This window comes from Leptospira jelokensis, assembly GCF_004769635.1.
In the GTDB taxonomy this organism is placed as follows: Bacteria; Spirochaetota; Leptospiria; order Leptospirales; family Leptospiraceae; genus Leptospira_A; species Leptospira_A jelokensis.
In genome coordinates this window covers 793,694-817,007 of record NZ_RQGH01000026.1, presented here as the reverse complement: position 1 = coordinate 817,007, position 23,314 = coordinate 793,694, and the positions used below count along the sequence as shown (strand labels likewise).

Sequence of the window (23,314 nt, the reverse complement as noted above, 5' to 3'; positions counted from 1 at the left end):
TACTCGAGGTTTCTTTTTAGAAATGAGGTGACAATACGTTTACCATTCTTTTTTCTGAGATTACATTTCCCATTGGATTGGAATGTGATAGATTATTTGATTTCTACCAAAAGAAAACTCAAATCATCCATTTGGTGCCGCCAACCATTGGAAAATCGAAACAATGAATCTTGCAAGATACTCGATAAATCTTGTATGTTGTGATACCGATATTCCCATAACAGGGATTTGAGTCTGTCTTCCCCGAAACTTTCCCCTTCTTCATTCAACAGATCAAAGATGCCATCCGTATAAAGTAAGATTCTATCCTTAGGTTTTAGCGATACCGTTTCCTCAGCATATGTTTGCTGTGAAAAAAGACCTAATGGTTTTCCTTTTGCCGTGAGGAGTTTAACTTCCGTTTCTGTATTCCGTATGAGAAATAAACTTGGGTGACCTGCATTGCTAAACGTAGCAGTATAGGATTCAATATCGATAAAAAGATAAGTTGCAGTGATGAATAAATTTTTTGTTTTTCCTACCAAATGCCTATTCATCAAATGAAATACTCTGGCTGGAAATTGTAAGTAAGGGCCTGCACCTACAAATGCCATTTTTGACATGGCTGCAACCATTGCAGAGGAAATTCCATGACCAGATACATCTGCAATGAGGATTGCCCAATTGCCCATACTATCTTTTGTATGGTCAAAATAATCTCCTCCCACCGACTCCAAGTTTTGCGAAAAACCAATGATTCGAATTTTTTCGTCTTCATTGAATTTAGAAGACAATAATGATTTTTGTAAGGCGTGTGCTAAGGCGAGATCTTTATCAATGAGAATGAGCCTTTGTAATTCTTTATTTTTGGTTCTCAGCTCAGCATTCATTCGATTGATGGAGTGCAATAATTCCCAATAGTGTTTAAAAACATAATAACCAAAAAACCCCAACATCAGAAAAAATCCATAATGTATGATTCTGAATTGATTGTTGATGATTTCCAAATCAACAAATGTATCATGAAGACCAGCGATTACTATGATTAAAATGCCAATGATAATCTCTCTGACTTTTCGATTTCCCTTTGCAAAAACATAAATTGAGGAAACAATTGCGACAACAGCCTCTAAAACTACGATCCAATTGTATCCTTCTTCACTATTCAAAAAAGAAATTCCGTTTTCGTAATGCCGAAATATGGATATGAAAAATACAATGATATGCAAAAAGGCAATGAGTTTGAACAAATTTCTAAAAAATGGCGGGAATACAGAAATAAGAAATAACAAAAGTGCAAAAGGGAAAAATGTAAAATTCAGGAATGTTAATGGAACAATATAAGTTGCGTATTGGCGCAAAGAAAATCCAACAAAACCATTCAATGCTTCTATTAGCGAAGCAGATAATAACAAAATTGAAAAATTGAAAAAAACCAACTCCTTTCTGCGTAAAAAATAAAATCCCATAAAAATAAAAGATAATACTAGTAATATGGGTGCAAAAAAAGTTTTTGAAAAGTTTTCCATAAACAATTCAATGAGGGCTTGTGAATGGTTTTTAAAAATAACATCATGATCCATTCCAATAAAACCAGTATACCGTGATTGGAATTGGATATAAATAAAACCTTTGGGATCGGAATTAAGTGGAATCAAATGTGGGAAAATAAAATCAGTAGCTTCCGTTTGATACACAATTTCTTTGCCTTGAACTACTTTAAAAGATTCCAAAGCAAGTTCCGAATACAAAATGGGGCTTTGTAATTGGCGGATGAATTGATCACTAAACTTTATGTACAAAAATTCTTTTTCTCTTTTTTTAAAACCTAATACCTTTTCCTCGATCCGAATCCAATTTTCATTTGGAATGGAATCGGGGTCTAAAATTTCTTCTTCTGACCAATAATAAAACCGATCAATCAAATAGATGGATTGTTGCAGATGGTTTTCCGCTTTGCTTTCCGTATGGAGTTCAAAACAGTTTTGGAAGGATAATAACCCAAATAAAAAAAGAACGAATTGAATCTGAAATAGAATGGATTTATATGATTTGACTTCTTTCAATTTTCAATTCCTATAGAAAAAGCAGGATTACGTTCAATGAATCGCACTCGATTCCAATCACTTTTTTACCTACTCCCATTACAATTATTGTCTCTTACCGCTCTTAGTGGACAAGAGACTAAATCTCCCCAACAACTCTTCATGGAAGATAAAATGGAATGTTATTCGATCGCAACCGAGATCGATGGCCAGGAATACCAAAAGTCACTTAAGTGTATTTCACAAGATTCCATTTGTTATATCATCCAGGGATTTGCAATGAGTTGCATTCCCAGATCTGGTCGTTATCCATCAGAGCTTCCTAACCTAACTCCAAAACCAACCCAGCCATAATCGTATAACAGGAGATTTATGAAAATCAAAACAAAAATCAGTGAGATGTTAAAAATTGATCTACCGATCATTGCTGCACCAATGTTCCTCGTCTCGTATCCCGAGTTGGTGGTGGCAGTGTCAGAAGCAGGTGGGATTGGTTGTTTCCCATCTCTGAATTACAGAACCCCTGAGCAATTACGCGAGGGAATTCTAGAAATACGTTCCAAAACAAAAAAACCCATTGGCGTAAATTTAATCTTACATAAGGAACATAATCCAAATTGGGCCAAACAATTTGAGGTGGTGATGGACCTAAAAGTAGAATTAATCATCACAAGTCTCGGAACTCCAAGGACCATAGCCAAAGAAATCAAAGCCAATGGATCGTCATTGTTTTGTGACGTGACAACTTTAAAACATGCGAACATTGTCGCAAAATCTGGTGCCGATGCACTGATTGCCGTATCACAAGGCGCAGGTGGTCATGCTGGTGCCATCACTCCATTTGCTTTAATTCCCTATCTCAAAAAAGAGACAGGACTTCCAGTCATTGCTGCTGGTGCAATTTCAACTGGATCACAAATGGCAGCAGCTTTGTCTCTTGGTGCAGACGCGGTTTATATTGGAACTCGCTTCATAGCCACACCAGAATCGCGTGCACAAAACGAATACAAACAAATGTTAATTGATTCTAGTCCTGACGAGATAGTTTATACAGAAAAAATTTCGGGGATTCCAGCCAATTGGTTGGCGAAATCAGTAGAAAGATCTCCTGATATTTTAGAAGATGGCCCTAAAAAAATCGCGGCAGGGCATGCTGGTGGGGAAAAAGCCATTGAACAAGAATACAAACGATGGAGAGACATTTGGTCCGCCGGTCAAGGTGTTGCACAAATTGAAACTGTGAAACCTGCGGGTGAGATTGTGAAGGAAATTGCTAGCGAATATTTGGCAACGATCAACTCCCTTCCAAGGTAATTTCACTAAACAAAGACAATGCGAATCTTTCTTAAATCGAAATTCGTTTTGTCTTCTGATCCATTATTATTTTTTCAATTTTCGAATGGTTTCGATCATTCCTTTTGTATCTAAATAATCATTTGATTTGTACAACATATCTCCATTTGCATTCAGGATCAAAAAGAATGGTAATCCGATTTTTAATTCAGGATAATTCGGATGGTTGGCGAATTCGTCAAAAATAGGATCCGTATCATAAACCTTCCATAATATCACATCTTTCTGAAAGGTCTGATTCCACTCCTGATGGGAGAGCGTGATTTTTTGAAATTCTTTACAATTGGTGCACCAATCCGCATAAAAATCAATAAAGATGGGCAAATTTCGTTCTTTGGCGAGTGTAAAAACATCTGCTTTATTTCGGTACCAAACTAAATTTCCATGCTCCTCTTTTAACATCTGTTTTGTGATATTTTGATTGGTTACTGAAAATCCATCTCCCTTTTTTAAAATGGAAACAGTTAACAAGGAAAATAAAAGTAGTAACGACGAAATGGCAACCAACTGATAAAGTGATTGTTTCATTTTCTCAGTGGGAGAACCTTCTTGTTTTAGTAGGAAAAGAGAAACTAAAGCGAGGATCCAAAGGAAGTAAACTTGTGCGCTCAGTTCAGATCCAAATCCCCATAAAGTGAAAGCCTTGTCCAAATAAGTGTAAGAAAAATAAAAGATGAGAATGGCAAGAGCCCACTGTACATACTTCATCCATTTTCCGGATTTCGGCAAAGCCAATCCAAACACACCGATTAATAAAAAGGGAATTCCAAGTCCCATCCCAAACAAAAACATTTTAAAGGATGTGAATAAAATTGGTAAAATTTTAAATCCTTCTGTTTGGTATGTGATGAGTTGGACTAAAATGGAAACCACAACAGGTCCAACGCAAGGCGAAGATAATAAACCTGCTCCCATTCCCAAAAGGAATGTATTCGCATAATTTACGTTAACTGAATTTTTTACATCCCCTGAAAAAAATGGAAAATATAAAAATTCGGCAACACTCAGTCCCAACACAAATAAAAGTAATGAAAGGATAATTTGAGTTTCTGGGTATCGTAAAAATGAATTAAATACTCCTCCGCTGACACCGGCAATCAAACCGAAAATGGCATACATCAGAGCGAGTCCAAAATAGTATACCAATGGATGGGACCATTTGTGTTTTGAAACACGAGTTTTCAAAATGCCAGCAGTGATAGGATAAAGTGGGTACACACAAGGGAGTAAACCTGCAAATAATCCGCCTAAAGCTAAAAAGAACATGGTGGCTATGGAAAAATTGCCAGAGGACAATTGTGATTCAAGGAAGGTTTGGATTTCAGAAAACATAATCTTTATCTTAGAAAGTTGCTGTTGCCTTCAAAACGATACTTCGATCCAATCTGCCATATTCGGAGATGGGAAAGGTTACCGGTTTTGAAAACTGCTCTCTATATTCGACACGATTTGATGCCTCTCCAGTACTGTCTACATACCATTTATTGGGTTCCCCTTTTGTATCATAGGAACGAACTTCCGTGTATCCTAAAGCAAGCCTTGTGGACGCAGATAAAAACCATTCTCCAAAAATCTGTTTTGAAACATAATAAGATTGGTCTGAATAACGGGGTTCCGTGGTTCCAGGTTGGAAACGCACCCAAGGTTCCCTTTCCACTGTTTCTGTGGCACGTAGGCCAGGGTTTGGTCCCCCTGTGGCGGCTTCCCCTCGGGCAACAAGGCGTAAGATTCCATTCCCTAGCCCTAGCCAAAGGTATGCACCTCGGCCTGTGGCTTCTGGGACCATTGTCCCCGGTTGGTAGGGAGCCATTCGATCGACAATGGTTCCACCCAATTGTTTTTTGAACATCCCCCCGAGTCCAAAGTTTATCGTTTCTTTCCAAATGAGGTTGGATTCCAAAGCGACTACTTGTTCTTGGTTGAGAGATACGGGCCCTTGCCTTCTTGTATTTGGATTTCCATCATCTAAAAGGCATTTCGTTTTTCCTTCTCGGCATTCATCACTCGCATAACCAAAAGCATTCGAAGCACGACCAAGGAGATGGATGCCAGTTTTTAAATTATCAGTCCAGGATGGTTCCCAAGAAATTTTCCCGATAACATCATAACCAGTGTTTGTTGTATTCTGAACATTTCTGTACCCTTCTCCATTCACCACCGCAGTTTGCAGTGAAAATGACCGCCACCGAAACAGATAATTGATTCCTAAATCTACCGGGTCTCTTGCGAAACCAAGTGACTCAAGGGGTGATTTATCAAAATAACGCCAATCATAATACCCAGACCAAACTGAAAACATATGGGGTAATTCGAACATACCAAATTGGATTTGGTGTTTTGTGTTTCCAAGTTCAAATGTTTTTGCCAGGTTTGCTCGCCGAACGAGAAATACATATGGATTTTCTTTTGATCCCGTTCCTACAGAAGTGTCATTTGTTAATGCATCATTTCTTAAAATTTCTCCCCAAAATTCTGCTTTTAATCCTAAATCTTCCCATTCTTTAGAAATGGAAAACATGGTCCAAGGCATGGAAAATCCTGACTTGTCTGAAGGGGAAAGGTCAGTTGTTCCGGAAGCTTTGTCTCGTATTCGTAACGAAGCAGTGGGAGTGATGATGGCACCAAGTTTTAAACCATAATAACCATCGGGTTCTTCTTTTTTAGTTGTAACCACCTCTTCACCTAATATAGGATAGGCGAAGAGTGTAAAAATAATGATGAATCGATAAATAAACTTCACTTTTTGCCGTAAGTTTCATCCGGTGTGATCGATTTGTCTTCCCAACCAATTGGTTTATGGCATGGCAAACATCGACTCAGCATTGGAAACTCCTTTCGCTTTTCTTTCAAAAGAATGGTAGCCCCTTCTTTTGTGATCATATCTTTATATTCATTTTTCTCAAGTTCTGTGGCACCTTCTTTTTTGGCACCACCGGTTCCCTTTGGAAAATCGGTTCCATTGATATTCACGAGACCCTCACAAACACAAGTATAACCCTTTTTTTCTTTTTCTTCATAGAAGACACCGAAGGCAGTCCCTCGGACTCCCGCAGTCGTTGTTGGGGTGGAAACTTCAAAATTCCCTTTTTTAAAATTACTCACGCGAAACCAAGCAGCTCCATTTTGGACAAATGCTTTTGCGACCTTTTTCTCAGGATTCCATTCTTGTAAGGTGAATTCGGTATTGGGTTGGATTCTGATTTCTGTTTCTTGGTATAAAAAATCTACCTTTGACCCATTTCCAGTTTTGATCCGGTCCCCTGGTTTTAGTACATCATTCACTTTGAGTGCCTTCCAAAGTTTGGAAGTATCGGAAGCGGACAAAAAACTCACTTTCCCTCGAGTGAAGGTCGCAACAGCAAAGTCTTCTGCGAATAGGGAAACGGAAGTTAGGAGGGAAAAAAGGATGGTTAGAGGGATTTTGAGGCTCATAATCACTCTAACAACCATATTGAAATAAATTATCAACCAAATTCTATCAAAATTGGAAGTCTTAGGGCCTCACCAAGGGATGGCAAAACCCAATTGAGACAGTTTGTACTCCAATTCCTCACGTTCACGGCTTTTTTTAGCGGTTGTGCCTTGGTCATCTAACATGCCAAGTTCGATCGCTTTTTTGCGAGCCCCTTCTTTGCCGGAAGCATTGAGAGCAGCAATGATTTCGGTGTCATATTTCGTTAAGTGGAGGGCACTCAATCGGTAGTCCACAAAGGCTTCCCAAGTATGCGGAACCCATTTTTTTACAATTTGTTCGCCTATGGTTTTCGCAAATAAACGAATTTCTAATTGGGCATGGTCATCCATTCTGAGTGCCAAAAAATGAAGTAAATTATGTAAGTCGATTTTCCAATACGCTTCTGTGTAGGTTGCGAGTGGAAGGTCTTTTCTTGCTTGTTCACGTGCCACTCCCATTTCCAATCTTTCATTATAAATATCATTGGCAAATTTTTGGAATTCCGTTTCACGCTTTGTTAGGTGGTCTCCTTTAGATGATTCTAAGTATCCATCACTTCCTTGTTTGTTACCAATTGATTGCACACGCCATTCACCAGGCAAAGTGGTTTGTGCAGAATCAATGGCTACGGAATAACGCGTAGAGTATTCATTGACATTTGCCATACGATGGCGGATCCACTGGCGCCAAGTGTCCATGGGAACTCTAACATGTAGCTTTAGTTCGCACATTTCAAAAGGAGTGCTGTGGCGATGGCGCATTAGGTACCGGATGAGCCCTCGGTCTTCGTTTACCTTTTTTGTTCCTTTTCCGTACGAAACGCGTGCAGCCTGAACGATCGATTCATCGGAACCCATGTAATCCACAAGTCTGACAAACCCATCATCCAAAATTGGGAAAGGTTTTCCTAAAATGGAGTCTAATTCGGGAACGGATACTCTTGAAATGGATTCGAAATCAGATTGTTGCATATTAGCTTTATTTTTTAGTTCACAGGCATATGAAAAGTCGAAAATAGAGTTATAGCGTACCGCACAGGCACATAAATAGAAAGGATGCTAAATGGCACTTGAAGAAAACACTTTGGAAGATCGTTTGATCAAAATTTCCACCAGAGAAAGTAACAAAAATCTCATGGTTAGCCCGGATAAAATTTACATTTTCCCGGTGCCAAAAACTACCTTCCAATTTTTGGAAAATATATGGCAATCCTTCACCAATAAAATGGTTTCCCTTGTGGACTTTAACGACGATCCCATTTTTAATTTTTCGATTTTTGAAGTCATTGACCAAGATGAAATGAAAATTGTGGCAACGGCCACCCACTTCAAACTGAAAGAAATTGCTGAACGTAGAAAAATCCCAGGGATCGAAGAATACATCAAAAAATCAAGGCCCATCCATTTGGCTGACCCAAGGAATGAATCTGCACGACTCATTCGAAAAGCGATCATTGATTTTAACAAAGGCCTTCGTCCAGAAGTCACATTTGTGAATCTGAAGGAAGAAGAGATTCACCCCGAAAAAAAAGTCCTTCTCTCTGAAACCATGAACCATGCAATTGGGATTCCACTTTTTGTGAACGAAAACCCAATTGGAATTTTATGGGGCATCACCAAAGATCCGATTCCAGAAGACCAAATCAGACATTTAACCTTACAACTCTATTCTCTTTTTGATGTGATTGAATTTGTTGTGGCAAAGGAAATGGAATCGGGTAACGACCATTATATTGCCCAAAAGAATATCGAAAAAGCCGATACGGTTTCAAACTCAAGGAATCTTTTTTATACCACAACAAAAGACCAAAAAGAACCGGTAACGTCAATCATCTTCAAATCTCACCAGTATAACATTGAATATAGAATGGATGCATCTTTCATCATTCCAACAACTGATGGTTATGCAGTATCTCTCAAAAGTTTTATCCCTGAAAAGTTAAACAATACAGGGAAAAATCTTCTCCTCATCCCAGGATTTTTTTGCAGGCGTTCCGTAATGGACAAATTGGCAAAAGAATTGGCTCTCAAATATGGATACCGAGTGTTCCTGATGGATATGCGTGGTCGTTCAAGACAAACCATGCCAAAACATGGTAAAAAAGAAGGTTGGACTGTCGACAATTACATCCAAGACGATTTTCCGGAAGTGCTTCGTTGGATTCGTTGGCATTACCCAAGTGAGAGAACTGTTGTCGTTGGACACAGTATGGGCGGGATGATCCCGAGGTTTTATGTTTCTTCTTATGACACAATCAAAGAACTCAAAGAAGAATTTAATTTACCTCAACCGGAAGAATACATTGCAGGCATTGTTTCCATTACTTCACCAAATTATATCAGCTTAAAATCCAATTTTATTGGGTTAGATACTTTGAAACGAGGGTTTAGTATGCTCCCTCATAAAATGATATCGGATATGATTTTGAGTATGGCAAGTTTTTCGATGCAAGCCACAATCCAAACCATCGATCTCAAAAAATTCTTCAAATTGATTTTAAACTTACACTCAAGTCTCAGAAGTTTTAGTTATAATATTGGAACCAAATCACTAACAATCAAAGATTTTGTGGGTTATAAAGAAATCACACCTCCTGAATGGTATTTTCTTATGGAAGATGTGTTTTGCGAAGAATCTGTATCTGTGATCATGCAGTTTTTCCAAAGCCAAATATCCAACGAAAGGAGTTTTTGGTCAAACGACGGTCGCATCAATTACACAGAGAATTTTTTAAACAATTTCACAATGCCAATCTACAGTGTGGTTGGAACTGTTGATAAAATTGTTCCAGAAGAAAGTTTAACAGAATTAAAAGACCTCAAATCGGAAAACAAAGTCACTACTTATTATGAACAAGGGCACCTTGGGATCATTTTCCATGGGGAAACTGTTAGAAAAATTTGTAAGGGAATGGACGAGTGGATCCAAGGTTTAAAATAACCAGAATTTTCCCCTAACGTCCGCTAAACCGGTTGCGAATTAATTCCATCTCTTTTTGTAAGGTGGCATCACGGCCGGCTAAATAATACGCACCTCTCACTGGGATGCTTGTGATCTCCGAATCTTCGGTGATGATCACTAAGGTTCCAGGGATTTTCGGTTCCAATACATAGGTCCACGAACCACGCATTTTAAAATTGGCATCTGTCAGTTCGATTTTCCATTTGCGATTGGGAATGGATTCTCTCAGTTCAAAAATCATATACCCACCCATATCTGGTGTTTCCTTCCATTTTGTGGGAGTTCCATCTGGCCTTAGTTCCAAAATTTGAATGGCAACAACTTCTTTTCTCCGATTCGGAAGGTCATTGATGTCAGTGATATAATGCCAAATGTCTTCTGGTTCTGCTTTTAGCCATTCACTTGTCTCTTTATGGAATTTAGGATCTTGGAAATAACCAACAGCTAAAAATAAAACAACAAGTCCAATGAGTAAAAAACTCGTACCAAAAGCAAAAAGTAGAATCCGATTCATAGCTTTTTTTCTTGCTATGTGCCCAAAGGATCAATCATAATCTTTTCCACAATGAATGCAAATGAAGAGTTGATCCAAAAGTTTTACACTGCCTTCCAGAATAAAGATGGGCAATCCATGGTATCCGTTTACCATCCAGAGATTCAATTTGAAGACCCTGCGTTTGGGAAATTAAAAGGAAAAGAAGTGGGAGCCATGTGGCTTATGTTATTGGAAAGAAGCCAAAACCTAACCATTCGGTTTTCCAATATCAAAGCAAATGAAACAGAAGGTTCAGCAGATTGGGAAGCTGATTATAGTTTTAGCAAAACAGGACGCCTAATCCAAAATAAGATCCATGCAAGGTTTAGTTTCAAGGATGGAAAGATCATCCAACACAGGGATCATTTTTCCATGTGGAAATGGCTGGGAATGGCAATGGGGCCCGTTGGGTATCTACTCGGCTGGTGGCCTGCTCTTGGCAACAAAGTGAAAAAAGAGGCAGTCACTGGATTACAACTCTATATGAAACGCAAACGAATTTAGTGTTTTTGGAAAGGTTGCCAAATCCAATTAAGGATTTGGCATATTTGAAAGTCCACCGGCATTGATCACTTGTTTGAAGCCGATGGATTCTAAAAAGGATTTTGCACTCCCACTCCTTCCACCAGAAGCACAATACAGAATGATGGTTTGGTTTTTATCACCAAACTCATCCATTCGCTTTGCAACTTCATCAACGGGAATGTTTTTAGCATTGGGGTAATGACCCACATTAAATTCTGCAACCGTACGAACATCAACAACGAGTGCACCTGAATCAATTCTCTCTTTGAGTTGTGTTTGGTTCATACCCGAAGCATTTCTCAGTTGGTAAATGATAAATAAAACTGCGATAATTACGATGGCAATGACGATCATGCGATTCAAAGCGACTCCCCCACTTTATTAGAATAGACGAATGAAACCGAATCGTTCCGACCAAGCTCTCGAAAAAAACAGGAATAATACCCCGTGTGACAGGCTGCCCCAATTTGATCTGTGACATACTGTATGAAAAAAGGATCAAAGTGAACATAAATCTGTTTTAATTTCTGAAAATGACCAGACTCTTCACCCTTCACCCATTTTCCATTCCGAGACCGGCTGAAGTAAGTTCCGTTTCCAGTTTCTATCGCATTGCGTAAACTTTCGTTTTTCCCCCAAGCAAGCATCAGATCCTTTCCCGTCGTATCTTGAGCCAAAAATGGTACCAGTGTAGGCATGGTCTGTAAAAAAGTCTCCAATTGTTCTTTGGTAAACATGAGTTTGCCATTTTCCCATAACAATTGTTTAGTGACATTCTCTTTAGAATTAGAAATGACCAAAAAACAATCCTCATCACAATCCACATACAATTGATTCAGTGTAAAATCGAAATTCTGAATCAGTTTCTCTGTTTCTATGGAAGATAGAATTTGTATGGAGACATCGTGAGATAAAAAGTTAGGTTTTGTTAAGAATACAATGTCCTTTTCTTTTGGAATGGGGATCATGTGGGGACCTCAATTCCTATAATTTCTGTGGTTTTAGTTTTGCCACGGAGGGAAAGGGTTCCCAAAGTTTTTATCTTTAAATTTTGTTTTAACTCCGAACGAATTTGATCAAACAATTCTCTTGAGATTAAAAAATTCCGTTTTAACTCTTTACCTAATGCTTCAAGGCGACTTGCCGCATTGACTGTATCACCGATGACAGTGTATTCCAAACGTTTCTCCACTCCAACATTGCCTACGATGACAGAACCAAAATGAATTCCTATTCGGATGGCGATTGCTTGTTCGCCTTTTAATTCTCTTTTTTGATTCCATTCAGCTAATGCCTGCAACATGGCAATTCCAGCTTTTACAGAATTTGTGGCATCATCTGGGGAAGTAGTAGGAGTACCAAAGGTTACCATCATTCCATCACCAATGAATTTATCGAGTGTTCCATGGTTTTGAAAAACAATATCCAACATAAAGTTATGGTATTCAGATAAAAGGGCCATTGTTTTTTCAGGTCCCAAGGATTCGGAAATCTGAGTAAAATTGGCGATATCACAAAACAAAACGGCAACCGTAGATTCCTTTCCACCTGGTTTAAAAAAATCTTCGCCTGCTTGGTCCAGTTCGTCTACTACGTTCGGTGAAAAATAACGGGTAAGTTGGTTCATCTTTACTTCATTTGTCACGGCCGAAAGTACGGTTCGCCTAACACGATAAGTAAGGTATGCTAAAAAGAATCCAAGCACCCCGATGATTGCCATTGAGGTGATGTAATTATTGACATGTGCTGCTGGACCAAGTACGGCTTCTTTAAAGTTTTCCGTTGTGACAAACCGAGGATCTTGTTGGGCATAAACCAAAATCCCAGCTTGGCTAATCACAACTCCCAACGCATACAACATTGGATACATTGGTTGGATACTAAATGCATTCATAATCAATGTTCCAGCGATGATAAAGTGTATGTAGGTTTTGATGAGATACGTTCGTGGAACTTGTAATTCTCCACCAACTGCATTGTACCATATAAATGGCAATACGGTAACAATGAACAAATCAATCACTACACAAAACAATCCCACAAATGCCACAAACTTTCCTTGTTTCAAAAATTTGGAAAGAATGTACAAAACAATATTTAATAAAATCGCTATCGCACTTATGGTAAATAATTCAAAAAGTGTTTGGGCGACAAAGAAGGTAACAATTGTTAAAAGTCCAAAAACAAACATTTTGCCATAGAGACTAAACTTAATCCCTTCGATTTCTTTTTCTCTTAAAATTTGTTCTGACTTTGTTGCCATTTTTTTTTATTTCAAAAGGTCACCTGGATTTGCATCGCGGTCAGGCACAAACAATGATAAGGTTTTGTCTTTCCCTGAAGCAAGTAACATTGCTTCCGACAATCCAAACTTCATTTGGCGAGGTTTCAAATTGGCCACGACGACAACTTTTTTACCTACGAGTTCTTCCGCTGTGTAACTTGCTTTGATGCCTGCAAATACGTTTTTGATCCCTTTTTCTCCTAAATCTACTTTTACAAACAAAAGTTTGTCAGCCCCCTCCACGGGGTTTGCTTCTTTGATGAGACCCACCCGAAGTTCCACTTTTGAAAGTTCGTCAATTGTGATGTAGCCATCCTCTGAAACGGTTGCCGACTTTGTCTCGTTCGTATTGGACTTGGATGGTTCCGCTTTTGATTGGTTAGGGTTGGATTTTTCGAATGATTCTTTTGTTTCCGCGATCATAACTGTAATATTTTTTTCCTCCACACGTTTGGATAACATTTGGTAGGGACCAAGGACTCTGTTCTCTATGGTCTCTGTTAAATTCATAAAACTCAATACTGGAATCTGGAATAACTCTGTGATTGCCTTTGCAATTTTTGGGGTCACTGGTGCCAGATACGTAAAAAGGATTTTTGCACAATTGAGAGATGTTGTGACAACCTCTCTTGCTTTTTCTACATCCGTTTTGATTAAGTTCCAAGGAGCGTAGTCATTCACATATTTATTGACTTTGTCACCGAGGCCCGTAATTTCCCTCATCACCTTAGAATAGTTACGTGACTCATACGCTTCTCGAATTTCGACTTCTTTGTTTAGGAGTTCAGTCACCAAAGATTTCCCTTCGCTAGACAAACTTCCCAGTTTTCGATCCATTTTATCAAGTATGGAAGTTGAAACTCGAGAAACTAAATTCACCAAGTTCCCAATCAAATCAGAGTTCACTCTGGACACAAAATCATCAAAGGATATGTCAACGTCCTCCATTCCAGAACCCAATCTGCATGCCATGTAAAAACGAAAATGTTCCACATCTAAGTATTTTGCAAATGTGGAAGCATTGATAAATGTCCCACGAGACTTGGACATCTTCTCCCCATTGACGGTTAAGAAACCGTGCACATTCAGTTGGCTCGGTGCTTTGTAACCAGAACCCATTAACATCGCTGGCCAAAACAATCCGTGGAAGTACAAAATGTCCTTACCGATGAAGTGGACAATTTCTCCTTTTCCATCTTTCCAAAACTCATTGAATTTTTTTTCATCTTTGAGATGGTTTAAAGAAGATGCCATGTAACCAATTGGTGCATCAAGCCATACATAAAAATATTTGTTTTCCTCTTCTGGGATCGCAAAACCGAAGTAAGGTCCATCACGACTGATATCCCATTCCTGAAGTCCGGAAGTAAACCATTCTTGAAGTTTCTTTTGGGCACCCTCATTCAATCGGTTCCCTTCTTCCATCCAAGTTTTAAGTTGGTTTTGGAAATCTTGGAGTTTAAAAAATAAATGTTTTGATTCTTTAAGAACAGGTGTGGTTCCGCAGATTGAGCAATAAGAATCTTTTAGATCTTTTGGCGAATAACTTGTTCCACAGACTTCGCAGGAATCTCCATACTGGTCTTTTGCTCCACATTTTGGGCAAGTCCCTTTGATGAACCTGTCTGGTAAAAACATTTTATCGTGTTCGCAATACGACTGTTCGATGTTCCGAGAAACAATATGTCCATTTTTTTTAAGGGTTAAGTAAATGGATTCTGAGAACTTTCGGTTCTCTTCCGAGTTGGTTGTGTAATAGTTATCATACTCAACACCAAAGGATGTTAGATCCTTATAATGTTCCTTTTGCACCTCCTCAATCATGGACTCAGGGGTTTTGCCTGCTTTTTTGGCAGCAATCATGATGGGTGTTCCGTGTGTATCATCCGCACAGAAAAAATAACATTCATTTCCAATCAACTTTTGGAATCGCACCCAAATATCTGTTTGGACAGCCTCTAAAATATGGCCCAAATGGATGGAGCCGTTTGCATAAGGCAAAGCACTTGTAACTAAGATGTGTTTCGACATAGATTAGTTCCAGTTTCCAATTGGGATTTTCCAATTCAGCCTATTTTTGAGAAAAATCAAGAAAAGAGTAAAAAAATGAAGTTGAAGGAAGTATGAATGCCCTTAAACTTCCTGTTTGTTATGGCTAAGAAAATCGTTCAAAATTTGAAACAGGTTAAGGGAAATAAAAAGAGTCACCCAGAAACCATCCACAAAACCCTCGATATTGAAAGTGACCTCCATATCGAATATGCAAAAGTTCTTTTGAGTTTATGGTCCTATGCTTGTAATGCGGATGGCCAATTCAAAAAAAAAGAAGGGGAAATTGTGGGAGAACTTGTGAATGTCCTGTTTGAACCTGATTGTTTGCTCAGTGGGTTCCAAACCCAAAAAAAACAAGTCCTAGACATTCTTTCCAAAACGTTCGATAATCCCTTACCGATGAAAACGATTTCTAAGGTTGTCGCAGATAGTGATGAATATGCGTTGAATTTTTTTGAAGATGCGGTTTGTATCGTTGCTTCCGATGGATCTTTAAACCAAGCGGAAATTCAATTTTTAGAGGACTTAGCCAAAGAATTGAAAATCAGCCCGATGGACAAAGTGCGCGTGGAAAAAAAATACCTTGCGTAACATTTTCACTCTCCTTTCCCTACTTGTCTTTTGGCTGAATTCCCTGGAGGCAAGGCCTGGGATGGGAAATTCCTATCGCTCTTCTAGCTCCAGTTCGAGTAGCAGTCGCTCCTCCTATTCAAGTTACAAACCTTCCTCTTCCTCAAGTTCTTCGTCTTCAAAATCAAAAGATTCTTCTTCATCCTATTCAACTTCTAGTGGCCCAGAACCCACTTCCTACTTTGAAACCAAAAATCATACGATATCCATCCATTTCCATGAAGACGGAAGCGCCGACGTAAAAGAAACTTTCCACGTCCTTAAAGACCAATCCAAAATTGGAATTCGGCGGCCTTCCATTTTAATCCAGAAAGAAGCTGAGATCTCAGATTTAGTGATTTTGCCCGAATCAATTTATTCTTCGCATAACGCTGGTACATTAACACTATTTTGGTCAAACAACGAACAGAATCCAGAAATGGACATCAGTGTTAGTTACAAAATCAAAGAAGCCTTTGTTCCTCTGGGAAAACTATCTCTCGTGAATTGGAGAATAACGAAAACAAACCATGCCTCCGAACCTTTCCAATTGGATTTACGTTGGGATCCCAATTCTTTTTCGAAAGATTTACGAATCCAAAAAGAAGTATTCAATTCTTCCCTTTTAGAATACGAGAGGATTAGCATACCAGTTTCATTCGAGGATTTCCATTTTTTTTACCAAACCAAAGAAAAGGACGAGTCTGCCGATTTAATTGTCATTGGTATGCTAAACCAAATCCCAAATCAATCCTCAGAGAAAAATATTTCCAATCATTCAAATTCGCATGACAGTGTTTATACGCTAGAAGAAACAGTTACACTGAAAGCAAACGGTTCTCATTTTTATTCTTCCAAAATCCAAATCCCAAATAAAAACCCAAACCTTGACCAGTTGCAATTCCAACTAGGACTCAATCGATTTCATGAGTCTGGCGAATCAACGTGGAACCAATTTTGGATGCCGGCATTTCAAATTTCCTATGGTTTTGAAGGACTCACCACTTACTTTTGGCATCTCTTTAGTGTGTCCCTTTCAGAGGGAAGTGATGGGCCAAACGAGAAAAAGAACTATCAGTTCTCGTATCATACACTTGGGGAAGGTTCGAATCGGATGGAGAATGGAATCGAACGTTGGATTCGAATTACAAAATTAGAAAGAAGTGAGAATTTAGAACTAGATTCGTTTTCCTTGCGAGTGTTATGCGAAGAAACTTGTGAACCAAACCTCACCGAATTAGAATTGGTTTTCACTGCTTGCGACTATTGTTCTGATTTGTTAGACAAGTCATCCCTTTTTATCCCAGTCCAACCAAAATGGGAGACTGATGGATTTACAATCCTTTGGCAAAATCCACTTCCTTCCCAATATGCTGTTTCTCTTCGGATGAGAGAAAAAAACAAGGAGATCACTTATAATCCATTATTGATTTATTATGCAGTATTAAATGCATTTATGCATTCCCCAGGATCGGGAAACCATACAGGATATTTGTTCTCTATCGGGATTTTTTTCGTCCTGATTGGACTCACCGGTCTTTATGTATGGAAACGAAAGAAAAAACAAAAAAGAGAAAAACAAACTTTTAAATCCTTTGTCTCAGAAATTAAAAAATTCGATGTGAACTTTGATTTCAATCTCTTCAAAGAAAAAGTAACAACGATTACGGAAAAAACTGTTCTCGCTTGGAACAATGGAGATATGGAACCCGTTCGCAATTTTCTCTCAGCAGCGGTCTTCCAAAGGTTCTTTATCCAACTCCACTTAATGAAGGATGTAGATGGAGAAGTGAATCGAATGAAAGACTTTTCAGTGTTATCGGTTCAAATTATCGATTTTTCGATCGAATCTGATTATTTGACATTACACCTTAAACTAAAGTGTAAAACAAAAGACAATACCTTTGCCAAACAAACATCTGAATTAGATATCCAGAAAAATTTAGATCATATAAAATTTTCCACTTATGAAGAAATCCATTCGTATACAAGAAAGGTAAATACAGTTACCAAACCAAAAATCGATTTGATTCATGATTTATGCCCAAGTTGTGGAGCATCGGCAAAGTTTTCTCATAGTACCAATAAATGTGAGTATTGTGGTGGGATTTTTAATTCGGGTGAAGCGGATTGGGTATTAACTGAAATCACCCAAACTGTCGAGTGGGATTCGGCTAAGAATCCAAAACTCAAATCCTTACCAGAAAACGTCGCAAAACAAATATTAGAAGATCGGGCAACTACTATTTTTTGGAAGTGGCTCCATTTCCAATCCATACAAGGAAGCCAAATCTTAAAAAGAGAAAGCACAAATGAAACAAATTCAGAATTAGGAGAACCTGGGAAAGAACCAATGCATTCGCCAGTAGTAGGGTCATGCCATCTTGTGAAATACGAAAATCATCTAGTACCAGAAATGACCTGTGAAATTCGTTGGAGTGTCGCAAGGAAAAAAGGCCTTGTACCAGAACACCGGCGCTCACACATTCGTTTGGTTTTGCCTAAGGAAAGGCCAAAATCCATTGGATTTTCTGAACTTTCTTGTGAGAATTGTGGTGCTCCCCTTCCCGAAGTAGATGTGAATGAGTGCTCTTATTGCCGTAAACCAATTCCAAAAGTAATCTCTGATTGGTTATTCCATTCGATCAAAATGGTTTCGCTCTAAACCGGTTACTTAGGTTTAGAATAACAAATCCAATGCCGATCTGAAATGATTTCTACATTGAGTTTATGATTCATTCGGATGTTTGAGATCATCTCCGTCACTTCATCCAATCGAAAAGCAGCAAGTAAGCTATTCAAAAAATCATTTTTTAGAATCTCGGATTCATTCTTCGCATAACGCTCGACAAGATGATGTGCTTCTGAAATGGAATTGGGTCTTAATAAGTCACAAACAAAAGTAAAACTATCATCATCGATAGACCTTTGGATGGCAGACCAAAATTCGTAAGGATTGTGTACGTGATGCAAAAGAGAATTTGAGAACACTAGTTCATAACTGGATTCGGGAACAAACTCTTGGACAAGTTCGTTTTTAAAAACCATTTTATTGTTTCTTTTTTTCAGATCGAAAGTAGAAAGGCGCTTCTCACAAAAATCTAACATTAATTTGGAGCCATCGAGAAAGGTGAAATTTGCATTGGGAAACATTTGGAACAACCGAGAAGACATATCTCCAGGTCCCGATCCTAAGTCTAACACTGAGTGTGGCGAAAATTTAAGAGGTAACCTATTTTGAAACAGATTCATGATCATCGAATGTGCCGATTCAAAATCGGCATTCGCATAAGAAACAACTTGGTTGGGTTCTTCCATCAATTCCGGTTCGGGGATTCGAGGTTGGTATTGAAGGTATGTTTGTTCCCAATTTTTCATTTGGTTATGAGGTTCAGTATTCTATGAAACAAATCATTTTATCCATTCTTTTCTTATCCTTTTTTACAAATTGTATGATCACGGAAGGGATCGGAATTCCTACCTATGGTGCCGTCAAAGGCTCTGAAGCAAAAAAAAGAATTTCAGATGCCATCTTAGAAGCAGAAGCAACCGCATCCGCATTTTGGTTGGCACAATCAGGTATGAAAGGAGGCCAAGGACCGATTTCTCCCCTGCTCATCATCAATGGATTTTTAGCAAAAACTCTTTTTTCCTTCACATCCAAAATCGAAGATGATGAATCTTTTATGGAATCATCTGTTTTACAATGTGAATCAGACATTCGCACAAAAGGTGCCGTTGCCTTGGGAAGTATTTATGATGGACTAACAACTGTTGGGGGAGTCGCCAGAGATGCTCTCCTTTTACCAGAGTTTGCTTCCTGTGATTTAGAAAAAACAGGCAAAATCATCACTCTCGAACCAATTCGTTTTTAAGGAGAATTTGTATGAAAACAAATCGATTCACACTATTTGTCACCTTTAGCCTTTTTGTCCTTTTCGTCCAATGCCAAAAATCCGTAGAAACAAACAAGGAAGCCCGTTCTATTTTATTTGCTGGGATTCTCGGATCTTGTTTTAGTTTGGATACCTGTTTTGACCAATACGTGAAAACAACTGACGAGGGTGCAAGTTTCCAAGTGTATGACCAAAATGGATCTAGGATTTATGCCAGACAGTCAGTCCTTGACTATAACACTTACAAACCAATTGCATCAGGTTCCAAATGGGTCACCGCGGTTACAGCCATGCGTGCGATTGATTGTAATGCTGGGTCTGCAGGAACCTGTGGGACAGTAACAGCAGGTTCATGTAATAATGGTGCCGTCGCTGGTGCAATCACTCTATCTCGCACGACAGCACAAGTTTTGGGTTGGACAGGCACTTATGCGAACGTCACCTTACGACAGTTACTCTCCTTTACCTCTGGTCTCAATGCTGGTGGTGGGAATGGATCTGGGCAAGCGAGTTGTATTTCTACATTGCCTCTAGGAGCCTCAGACACCCAAAAAAATAATTGTGTGAATGAAATTCGCGACCAATCCACAGGGACACCGGGAGCACTTTACCAATACAATTCCAACCATATGGCAGTCGCACAACGAATGTTAGAAGTTGCATGCAATAAAACTTGGGATACCTTATTCACACAACTCATCGTGACACCACTTGGTTGGGACGCAAGCCAGGCAGTGTGGCGAGGGAATTTTAGAACGGGTGAGGATACCGATGGCAGTTTGTCAGGAGCCTATGGACTTTCCATTTCTCCATCTCATTATGCTGGTATGCTCAATGCCCTGCTTACGAATGGCACTGCAAAAAATTCTTCGGGAGCAAACGTGAACACGTTTTTGACATCTAACTCAGTGACAGAAATTTTAGCCGACCAGTACAATGGAGCAAGGATTGGGTACTCCCAATTCTCGGCCTTTGGGTACCGCTGGCAATATGGTTTAGGCAACTGGAGGTTTTGCACTGTGACCGATGTACCTTCCGAATGTGATAAAGACTTGGTATCCCATAGTATCGGTATCAATGGATTTTTCCCATGGCTTGATAAAAATCGGAATTACATGGCAATCCTTGCAGTGAATAATCTAGGAAGAAAAAATGGATTGAACTTGTTACCACCTTCTTCAACCTCATTATTCTTTGCAGAAACAGTAAGACCACTCATACACGCGCAAATAGGCAGGTAACCATGATCAAAAAACAGACAGCACTCAAATTCCTTTTAGGATGTTTCCTAATCACAAACGTACTTCCACTTTTTTCAGAAGCTACAGAATGGTCTGAATCAAAACGAAAAAAAGGAATCCAAATTCTGACAAGACCAGTGGCAGGTTCCAATATCGAAGAGTTTTTAGGAAAAACAGAAGTAGATGCTTCCATTTCACAAATCATTGCATTGCTTGTAGACCCACAATCATGTAAGAATTTATACCACCAATGTAAGGAACTGACAGTTCTTTCAGGTAGTGAAAAAAAATCCTCAGTGTATTTACGCAATGGTGCTCCTTGGCCAGTGAACGACCGTGATGTGATCATGGATCGAAGTTTCGAACAGAATGAAAAAACACTTACGACCACCATGAAGATGAGACGATTGGATTCAAATGCGAAGGCAACTCCTTCTGGAGTCACTCGTATGCCTGCTTTTGAAGGGTATTGGAAACTGATTCCACTTGCGAATGGGAAAACTAAAATCGAATACCAAGCCCATTTTGAACCAGGTGGATCTGTTCCGCAATCCGTCATCAATATGGTACTTACGGACACTCCTTACGAAACCCTATTAAACTTAAAATCTTTAGTGGAACAAGGGAAACACAAAGATGCAAAGTATGACTGGATCAAGGAACCAGTGACGACAAACACAGGTAACTAATTTTAAAAAATCGCTAAAAGTAAGTGTCCTATAAATTCAATGGAATCCATTGAATTTGTGGGAACTGATCAAACTAAATCGATAAACCTTTTCTCATTTCATTGTAAAAACTTTTGATATCCATTGAGAATTGTTTTGCCTTTTGAACGAAATCAAATGGCGTCAAAAGGAAGTCCTGAATCCATAAGAAACAAAATTAGAACCACAATTGGGATCAGGTGGACAATACAGTCCAAAGATTCCAGACCTGTGGTGGATTCGCAAAAAAACTTCTGTTTTCCGTTCAAAGGGAAGATATGAACTCACTTCGACCATCATATAATTCAAAAGTGCTCTGGATTCGATGGCATCTTTTTGTAGACCAGTTTCTAAATAATAACCTTTCGCTTTATTTTCCAATCGTGGGTTCTCTGAAGCCAAAGACATACCTTCACCCAGTGACAGACTGAATGGGGAATCATAAATGCGATTGATTTTTACGATATAAAAAGCATTCACTTCCCAATGTTTCATTTCGCCAAAATGTTTGGTAACATTTGTTTCCCATAAAAAATCAAACCAGCGAATGCGGTATTCAAGTGGCCGGCTGATTCCAATGGTTCCAATATATGATTCTTTATAATCAGTTTTTTGACGAAAGACAATGGGAATTAAATCCGTAGTGGTAAAGATTCCGCCATACAAAACAACACTCCAATTTTCTTTTGGGATAGTGATGGAATGGACTTTATTTGTCGGAACGATGAATAGACAAACGATAGAGATGGATAGGACGAGAATTTTATAATTCATTTGGAATGGAAAAATGGATTTTTTTTTGGCATCGAATTCGATTCAATTTTGATACAGATTTTAAACATAAATTATGGTTGGAACCAATCTTGGTTTCGTTTTTCCCATTGCGTGAGTTGTAGATGGATGGCTTCATAATTTTGTAAAAACAATCTTCTTAAAAATATTTCGTATTCTTTACAATTTTCAGTTATCGATTGTTCCATCGATTCTCTGAGTTTGGTTGGTTTCTCTTGGATACAATATTTTTGTAAATGAGAAGGATACCTGTTGGAATTGAGAATGGGTGCAACAATACTCGAACCCGTACCAATATAAAATGGCATCGGTGCCCAAATGGTTTCCTGTGTTGCTAAAAAGGAAATTCGGTGTAAATTGTTTTCCCCTGACGTCCATACAAGTTCCGCTTCGGTTTCCATCGTACCATAATACATCATCGTGAGAGCCAACAAACTGATTCCAATACTTTTGAATGGTCTTTGGCTTTCATTTCGGATGACAAGCGTTAAGTTGTCAATATTTGTTAATTCAAATCCTCTGTCCCAACGAGGTAGTTCATTCGGATTCATTGGTTTCGGTTTTTGGATGATTGGAGCATCGTTTGGGTCTGGTGGAGGTAAGAGAACAGTTGATAGGTCTGCAACATTGACCTGGTCATCTAATAAAACAGCTGGTGGAACTGGGAATACATCTAGAAACACTTTCGCAAGGACGGGATCCGTTGTTGTCCATCGAATGGAAATCGTTTTGCTTTTGGAAAGTTTTGCTTCCGAACTAAGTTCTGGCATTGGTGTTTTACATGACACTTGCAAAAACAACAGAAATAAAAAATAAAATAAGAATCGTAACTTCATATAACAGAGATAAGTTCTCAAGCCATAGGTTAGACTTTTAGCAAT

At 38.7% G+C, this 23,314-nt stretch carries 22 protein-coding genes; 9 read left to right on the top strand and 13 right to left on the bottom strand.

Annotated features, from left to right (window positions below; all coding sequences use genetic code 11):
* Window positions 1-92 precede the first annotated feature (92 nt).
* A complete protein-coding gene (locus EHQ62_RS13840) occupies window positions 93-2,045 on the bottom strand; it encodes a PP2C family protein-serine/threonine phosphatase (protein WP_135643673.1) in 1,953 nt (650 codons plus the stop codon).
* Between the two features lie 36 nt (window positions 2,046-2,081).
* On the opposite strand from EHQ62_RS13840, the gene EHQ62_RS13835 reads away from it, so the two are divergent.
* Window positions 2,082-2,378: a hypothetical protein gene (locus EHQ62_RS13835; RefSeq protein ID WP_135643671.1), complete on the top strand. Its 297-nt coding sequence runs from the start codon at window positions 2,082-2,084 to the stop codon at window positions 2,376-2,378.
* 18 nt (window positions 2,379-2,396) lie between these two features.
* Complete coding sequence (locus tag EHQ62_RS13830) at window positions 2,397-3,338, top strand: NAD(P)H-dependent flavin oxidoreductase (protein WP_135643669.1); 942 nt, start codon at window positions 2,397-2,399, stop codon at window positions 3,336-3,338.
* A 66-nt stretch (window positions 3,339-3,404) separates the two neighbouring features.
* On the opposite strand, the gene EHQ62_RS13825 is transcribed toward EHQ62_RS13830, so the two are convergent.
* The 4 genes from EHQ62_RS13825 to thyX are packed head-to-tail and all read right to left on the bottom strand — an operon-like array spanning window position 3,405 to window position 7,802.
* Window positions 3,405-4,709, bottom strand: coding sequence for a cytochrome c biogenesis protein CcdA (locus EHQ62_RS13825; protein ID WP_135643667.1), 1,305 nt, complete (start codon window positions 4,707-4,709; stop codon window positions 3,405-3,407).
* Between the two features lie 10 nt (window positions 4,710-4,719).
* Window positions 4,720-6,117, bottom strand: a complete 1,398-nt coding sequence (locus tag EHQ62_RS13820; RefSeq protein ID WP_135643665.1) for a hypothetical protein — start codon at window positions 6,115-6,117, stop codon at window positions 4,720-4,722.
* Entirely contained in the window at window positions 6,114-6,827 is a 714-nt protein-coding gene (locus EHQ62_RS13815) for a FecR family protein (protein ID WP_135643818.1), read from the bottom strand. Before EHQ62_RS13815 ends, EHQ62_RS13820 begins: the two co-directional genes overlap by 4 nt.
* Window positions 6,828-6,878: 51 nt before the next feature.
* Window positions 6,879-7,802, bottom strand: a complete 924-nt coding sequence (gene thyX / locus EHQ62_RS13810) for an FAD-dependent thymidylate synthase (protein ID WP_135643663.1) — start codon at window positions 7,800-7,802, stop codon at window positions 6,879-6,881.
* Between the two features lie 91 nt (window positions 7,803-7,893).
* Here thyX and EHQ62_RS13805 point away from each other — a divergent pair, with 91 nt between their 5' ends.
* Window positions 7,894-9,771, top strand: coding sequence for an alpha/beta fold hydrolase (locus EHQ62_RS13805; protein WP_135643661.1), 1,878 nt, complete (start codon window positions 7,894-7,896; stop codon window positions 9,769-9,771).
* A gap of 13 nt (window positions 9,772-9,784) precedes the next feature.
* Here EHQ62_RS13805 and EHQ62_RS13800 read toward each other — a convergent pair whose 3' ends face one another.
* The gene (locus tag EHQ62_RS13800; RefSeq protein ID WP_135643659.1) at window positions 9,785-10,306 is read right to left on the bottom strand and encodes an SRPBCC family protein; all 522 of its coding nucleotides are present in this window, start codon (window positions 10,304-10,306) and stop codon (window positions 9,785-9,787) included.
* Window positions 10,307-10,357: 51 nt separating this feature from the next.
* On the opposite strand from EHQ62_RS13800, the gene EHQ62_RS13795 reads away from it, so the two are divergent.
* A complete protein-coding gene (locus tag EHQ62_RS13795) occupies window positions 10,358-10,831 on the top strand; it encodes a nuclear transport factor 2 family protein (RefSeq protein WP_135643657.1) in 474 nt (157 codons plus the stop codon).
* Between the two features lie 27 nt (window positions 10,832-10,858).
* On the opposite strand, the gene EHQ62_RS13790 is transcribed toward EHQ62_RS13795, so the two are convergent.
* From EHQ62_RS13790 to metG, 4 genes are read right to left on the bottom strand one after another with little or no spacing between them, the layout of a single operon-like run.
* A complete protein-coding gene (locus EHQ62_RS13790; protein ID WP_135643655.1) occupies window positions 10,859-11,215 on the bottom strand; it encodes a rhodanese-like domain-containing protein in 357 nt (118 codons plus the stop codon).
* Window positions 11,212-11,820 (bottom strand): phosphoribosyl-AMP cyclohydrolase, encoded by a 609-nt coding sequence (locus EHQ62_RS13785; RefSeq protein ID WP_135643653.1) that lies wholly within the window; start codon window positions 11,818-11,820, stop codon window positions 11,212-11,214. Before EHQ62_RS13785 ends, EHQ62_RS13790 begins: the two co-directional genes overlap by 4 nt.
* Window positions 11,817-13,115 (bottom strand): adenylate/guanylate cyclase domain-containing protein, encoded by a 1,299-nt coding sequence (locus EHQ62_RS13780; RefSeq protein ID WP_135643651.1) that lies wholly within the window; start codon window positions 13,113-13,115, stop codon window positions 11,817-11,819. Before EHQ62_RS13780 ends, EHQ62_RS13785 begins: the two co-directional genes overlap by 4 nt.
* Before the next feature lie 6 nt (window positions 13,116-13,121).
* Window positions 13,122-15,167 carry a methionine--tRNA ligase gene (gene metG / locus EHQ62_RS13775; protein ID WP_135643649.1) on the bottom strand — a complete coding sequence of 682 codons (2,046 nt, stop codon included), beginning with the start codon at window positions 15,165-15,167 and terminating at the stop codon, window positions 13,122-13,124.
* 120 nt (window positions 15,168-15,287) lie between these two features.
* Between metG and EHQ62_RS13770 the strand changes: the two genes are divergently transcribed.
* Entirely contained in the window at window positions 15,288-15,779 is a 492-nt protein-coding gene (locus EHQ62_RS13770) for a tellurite resistance TerB family protein (protein WP_208720697.1), read from the top strand.
* On the top strand, window positions 15,772-18,462 hold the full coding sequence (locus EHQ62_RS13765; protein ID WP_135643646.1) for a TIM44-like domain-containing protein: 2,691 nt from the start codon (window positions 15,772-15,774) through the stop codon (window positions 18,460-18,462). The genes EHQ62_RS13770 and EHQ62_RS13765 overlap by 8 nt, the downstream gene beginning before the upstream one ends.
* A 5-nt stretch (window positions 18,463-18,467) precedes the next feature.
* Here the strand turns inward: EHQ62_RS13765 and EHQ62_RS13760 are convergent, their stop codons facing one another.
* The gene (locus EHQ62_RS13760; protein WP_135643644.1) at window positions 18,468-19,175 is read right to left on the bottom strand and encodes a class I SAM-dependent methyltransferase; all 708 of its coding nucleotides are present in this window, start codon (window positions 19,173-19,175) and stop codon (window positions 18,468-18,470) included.
* A 23-nt stretch (window positions 19,176-19,198) separates the two neighbouring features.
* On the opposite strand from EHQ62_RS13760, the gene EHQ62_RS13755 reads away from it, so the two are divergent.
* From EHQ62_RS13755 to EHQ62_RS13745, 3 genes are read left to right on the top strand one after another with little or no spacing between them, the layout of a single operon-like run.
* Entirely contained in the window at window positions 19,199-19,672 is a 474-nt protein-coding gene (locus tag EHQ62_RS13755) for a TIGR04452 family lipoprotein (RefSeq protein WP_135643642.1), read from the top strand.
* 11 nt (window positions 19,673-19,683) lie between these two features.
* A complete protein-coding gene (locus EHQ62_RS13750) occupies window positions 19,684-20,934 on the top strand; it encodes a serine hydrolase domain-containing protein (RefSeq protein ID WP_135643640.1) in 1,251 nt (416 codons plus the stop codon).
* A gap of 2 nt (window positions 20,935-20,936) precedes the next feature.
* Window positions 20,937-21,623 carry an START domain-containing protein gene (locus EHQ62_RS13745; RefSeq protein ID WP_135643638.1) on the top strand — a complete coding sequence of 229 codons (687 nt, stop codon included), beginning with the start codon at window positions 20,937-20,939 and terminating at the stop codon, window positions 21,621-21,623.
* A gap of 162 nt (window positions 21,624-21,785) precedes the next feature.
* Here EHQ62_RS13745 and EHQ62_RS13740 read toward each other — a convergent pair whose 3' ends face one another.
* The gene (locus EHQ62_RS13740) at window positions 21,786-22,415 is read right to left on the bottom strand and encodes a hypothetical protein (RefSeq protein ID WP_135643636.1); all 630 of its coding nucleotides are present in this window, start codon (window positions 22,413-22,415) and stop codon (window positions 21,786-21,788) included.
* Window positions 22,416-22,486: 71 nt separating this feature from the next.
* Window positions 22,487-23,269, bottom strand: a complete 783-nt coding sequence (locus EHQ62_RS13735; RefSeq protein WP_208720682.1) for a hypothetical protein — start codon at window positions 23,267-23,269, stop codon at window positions 22,487-22,489.
* Between the last annotated feature and the right edge of the window lie 45 nt (window positions 23,270-23,314).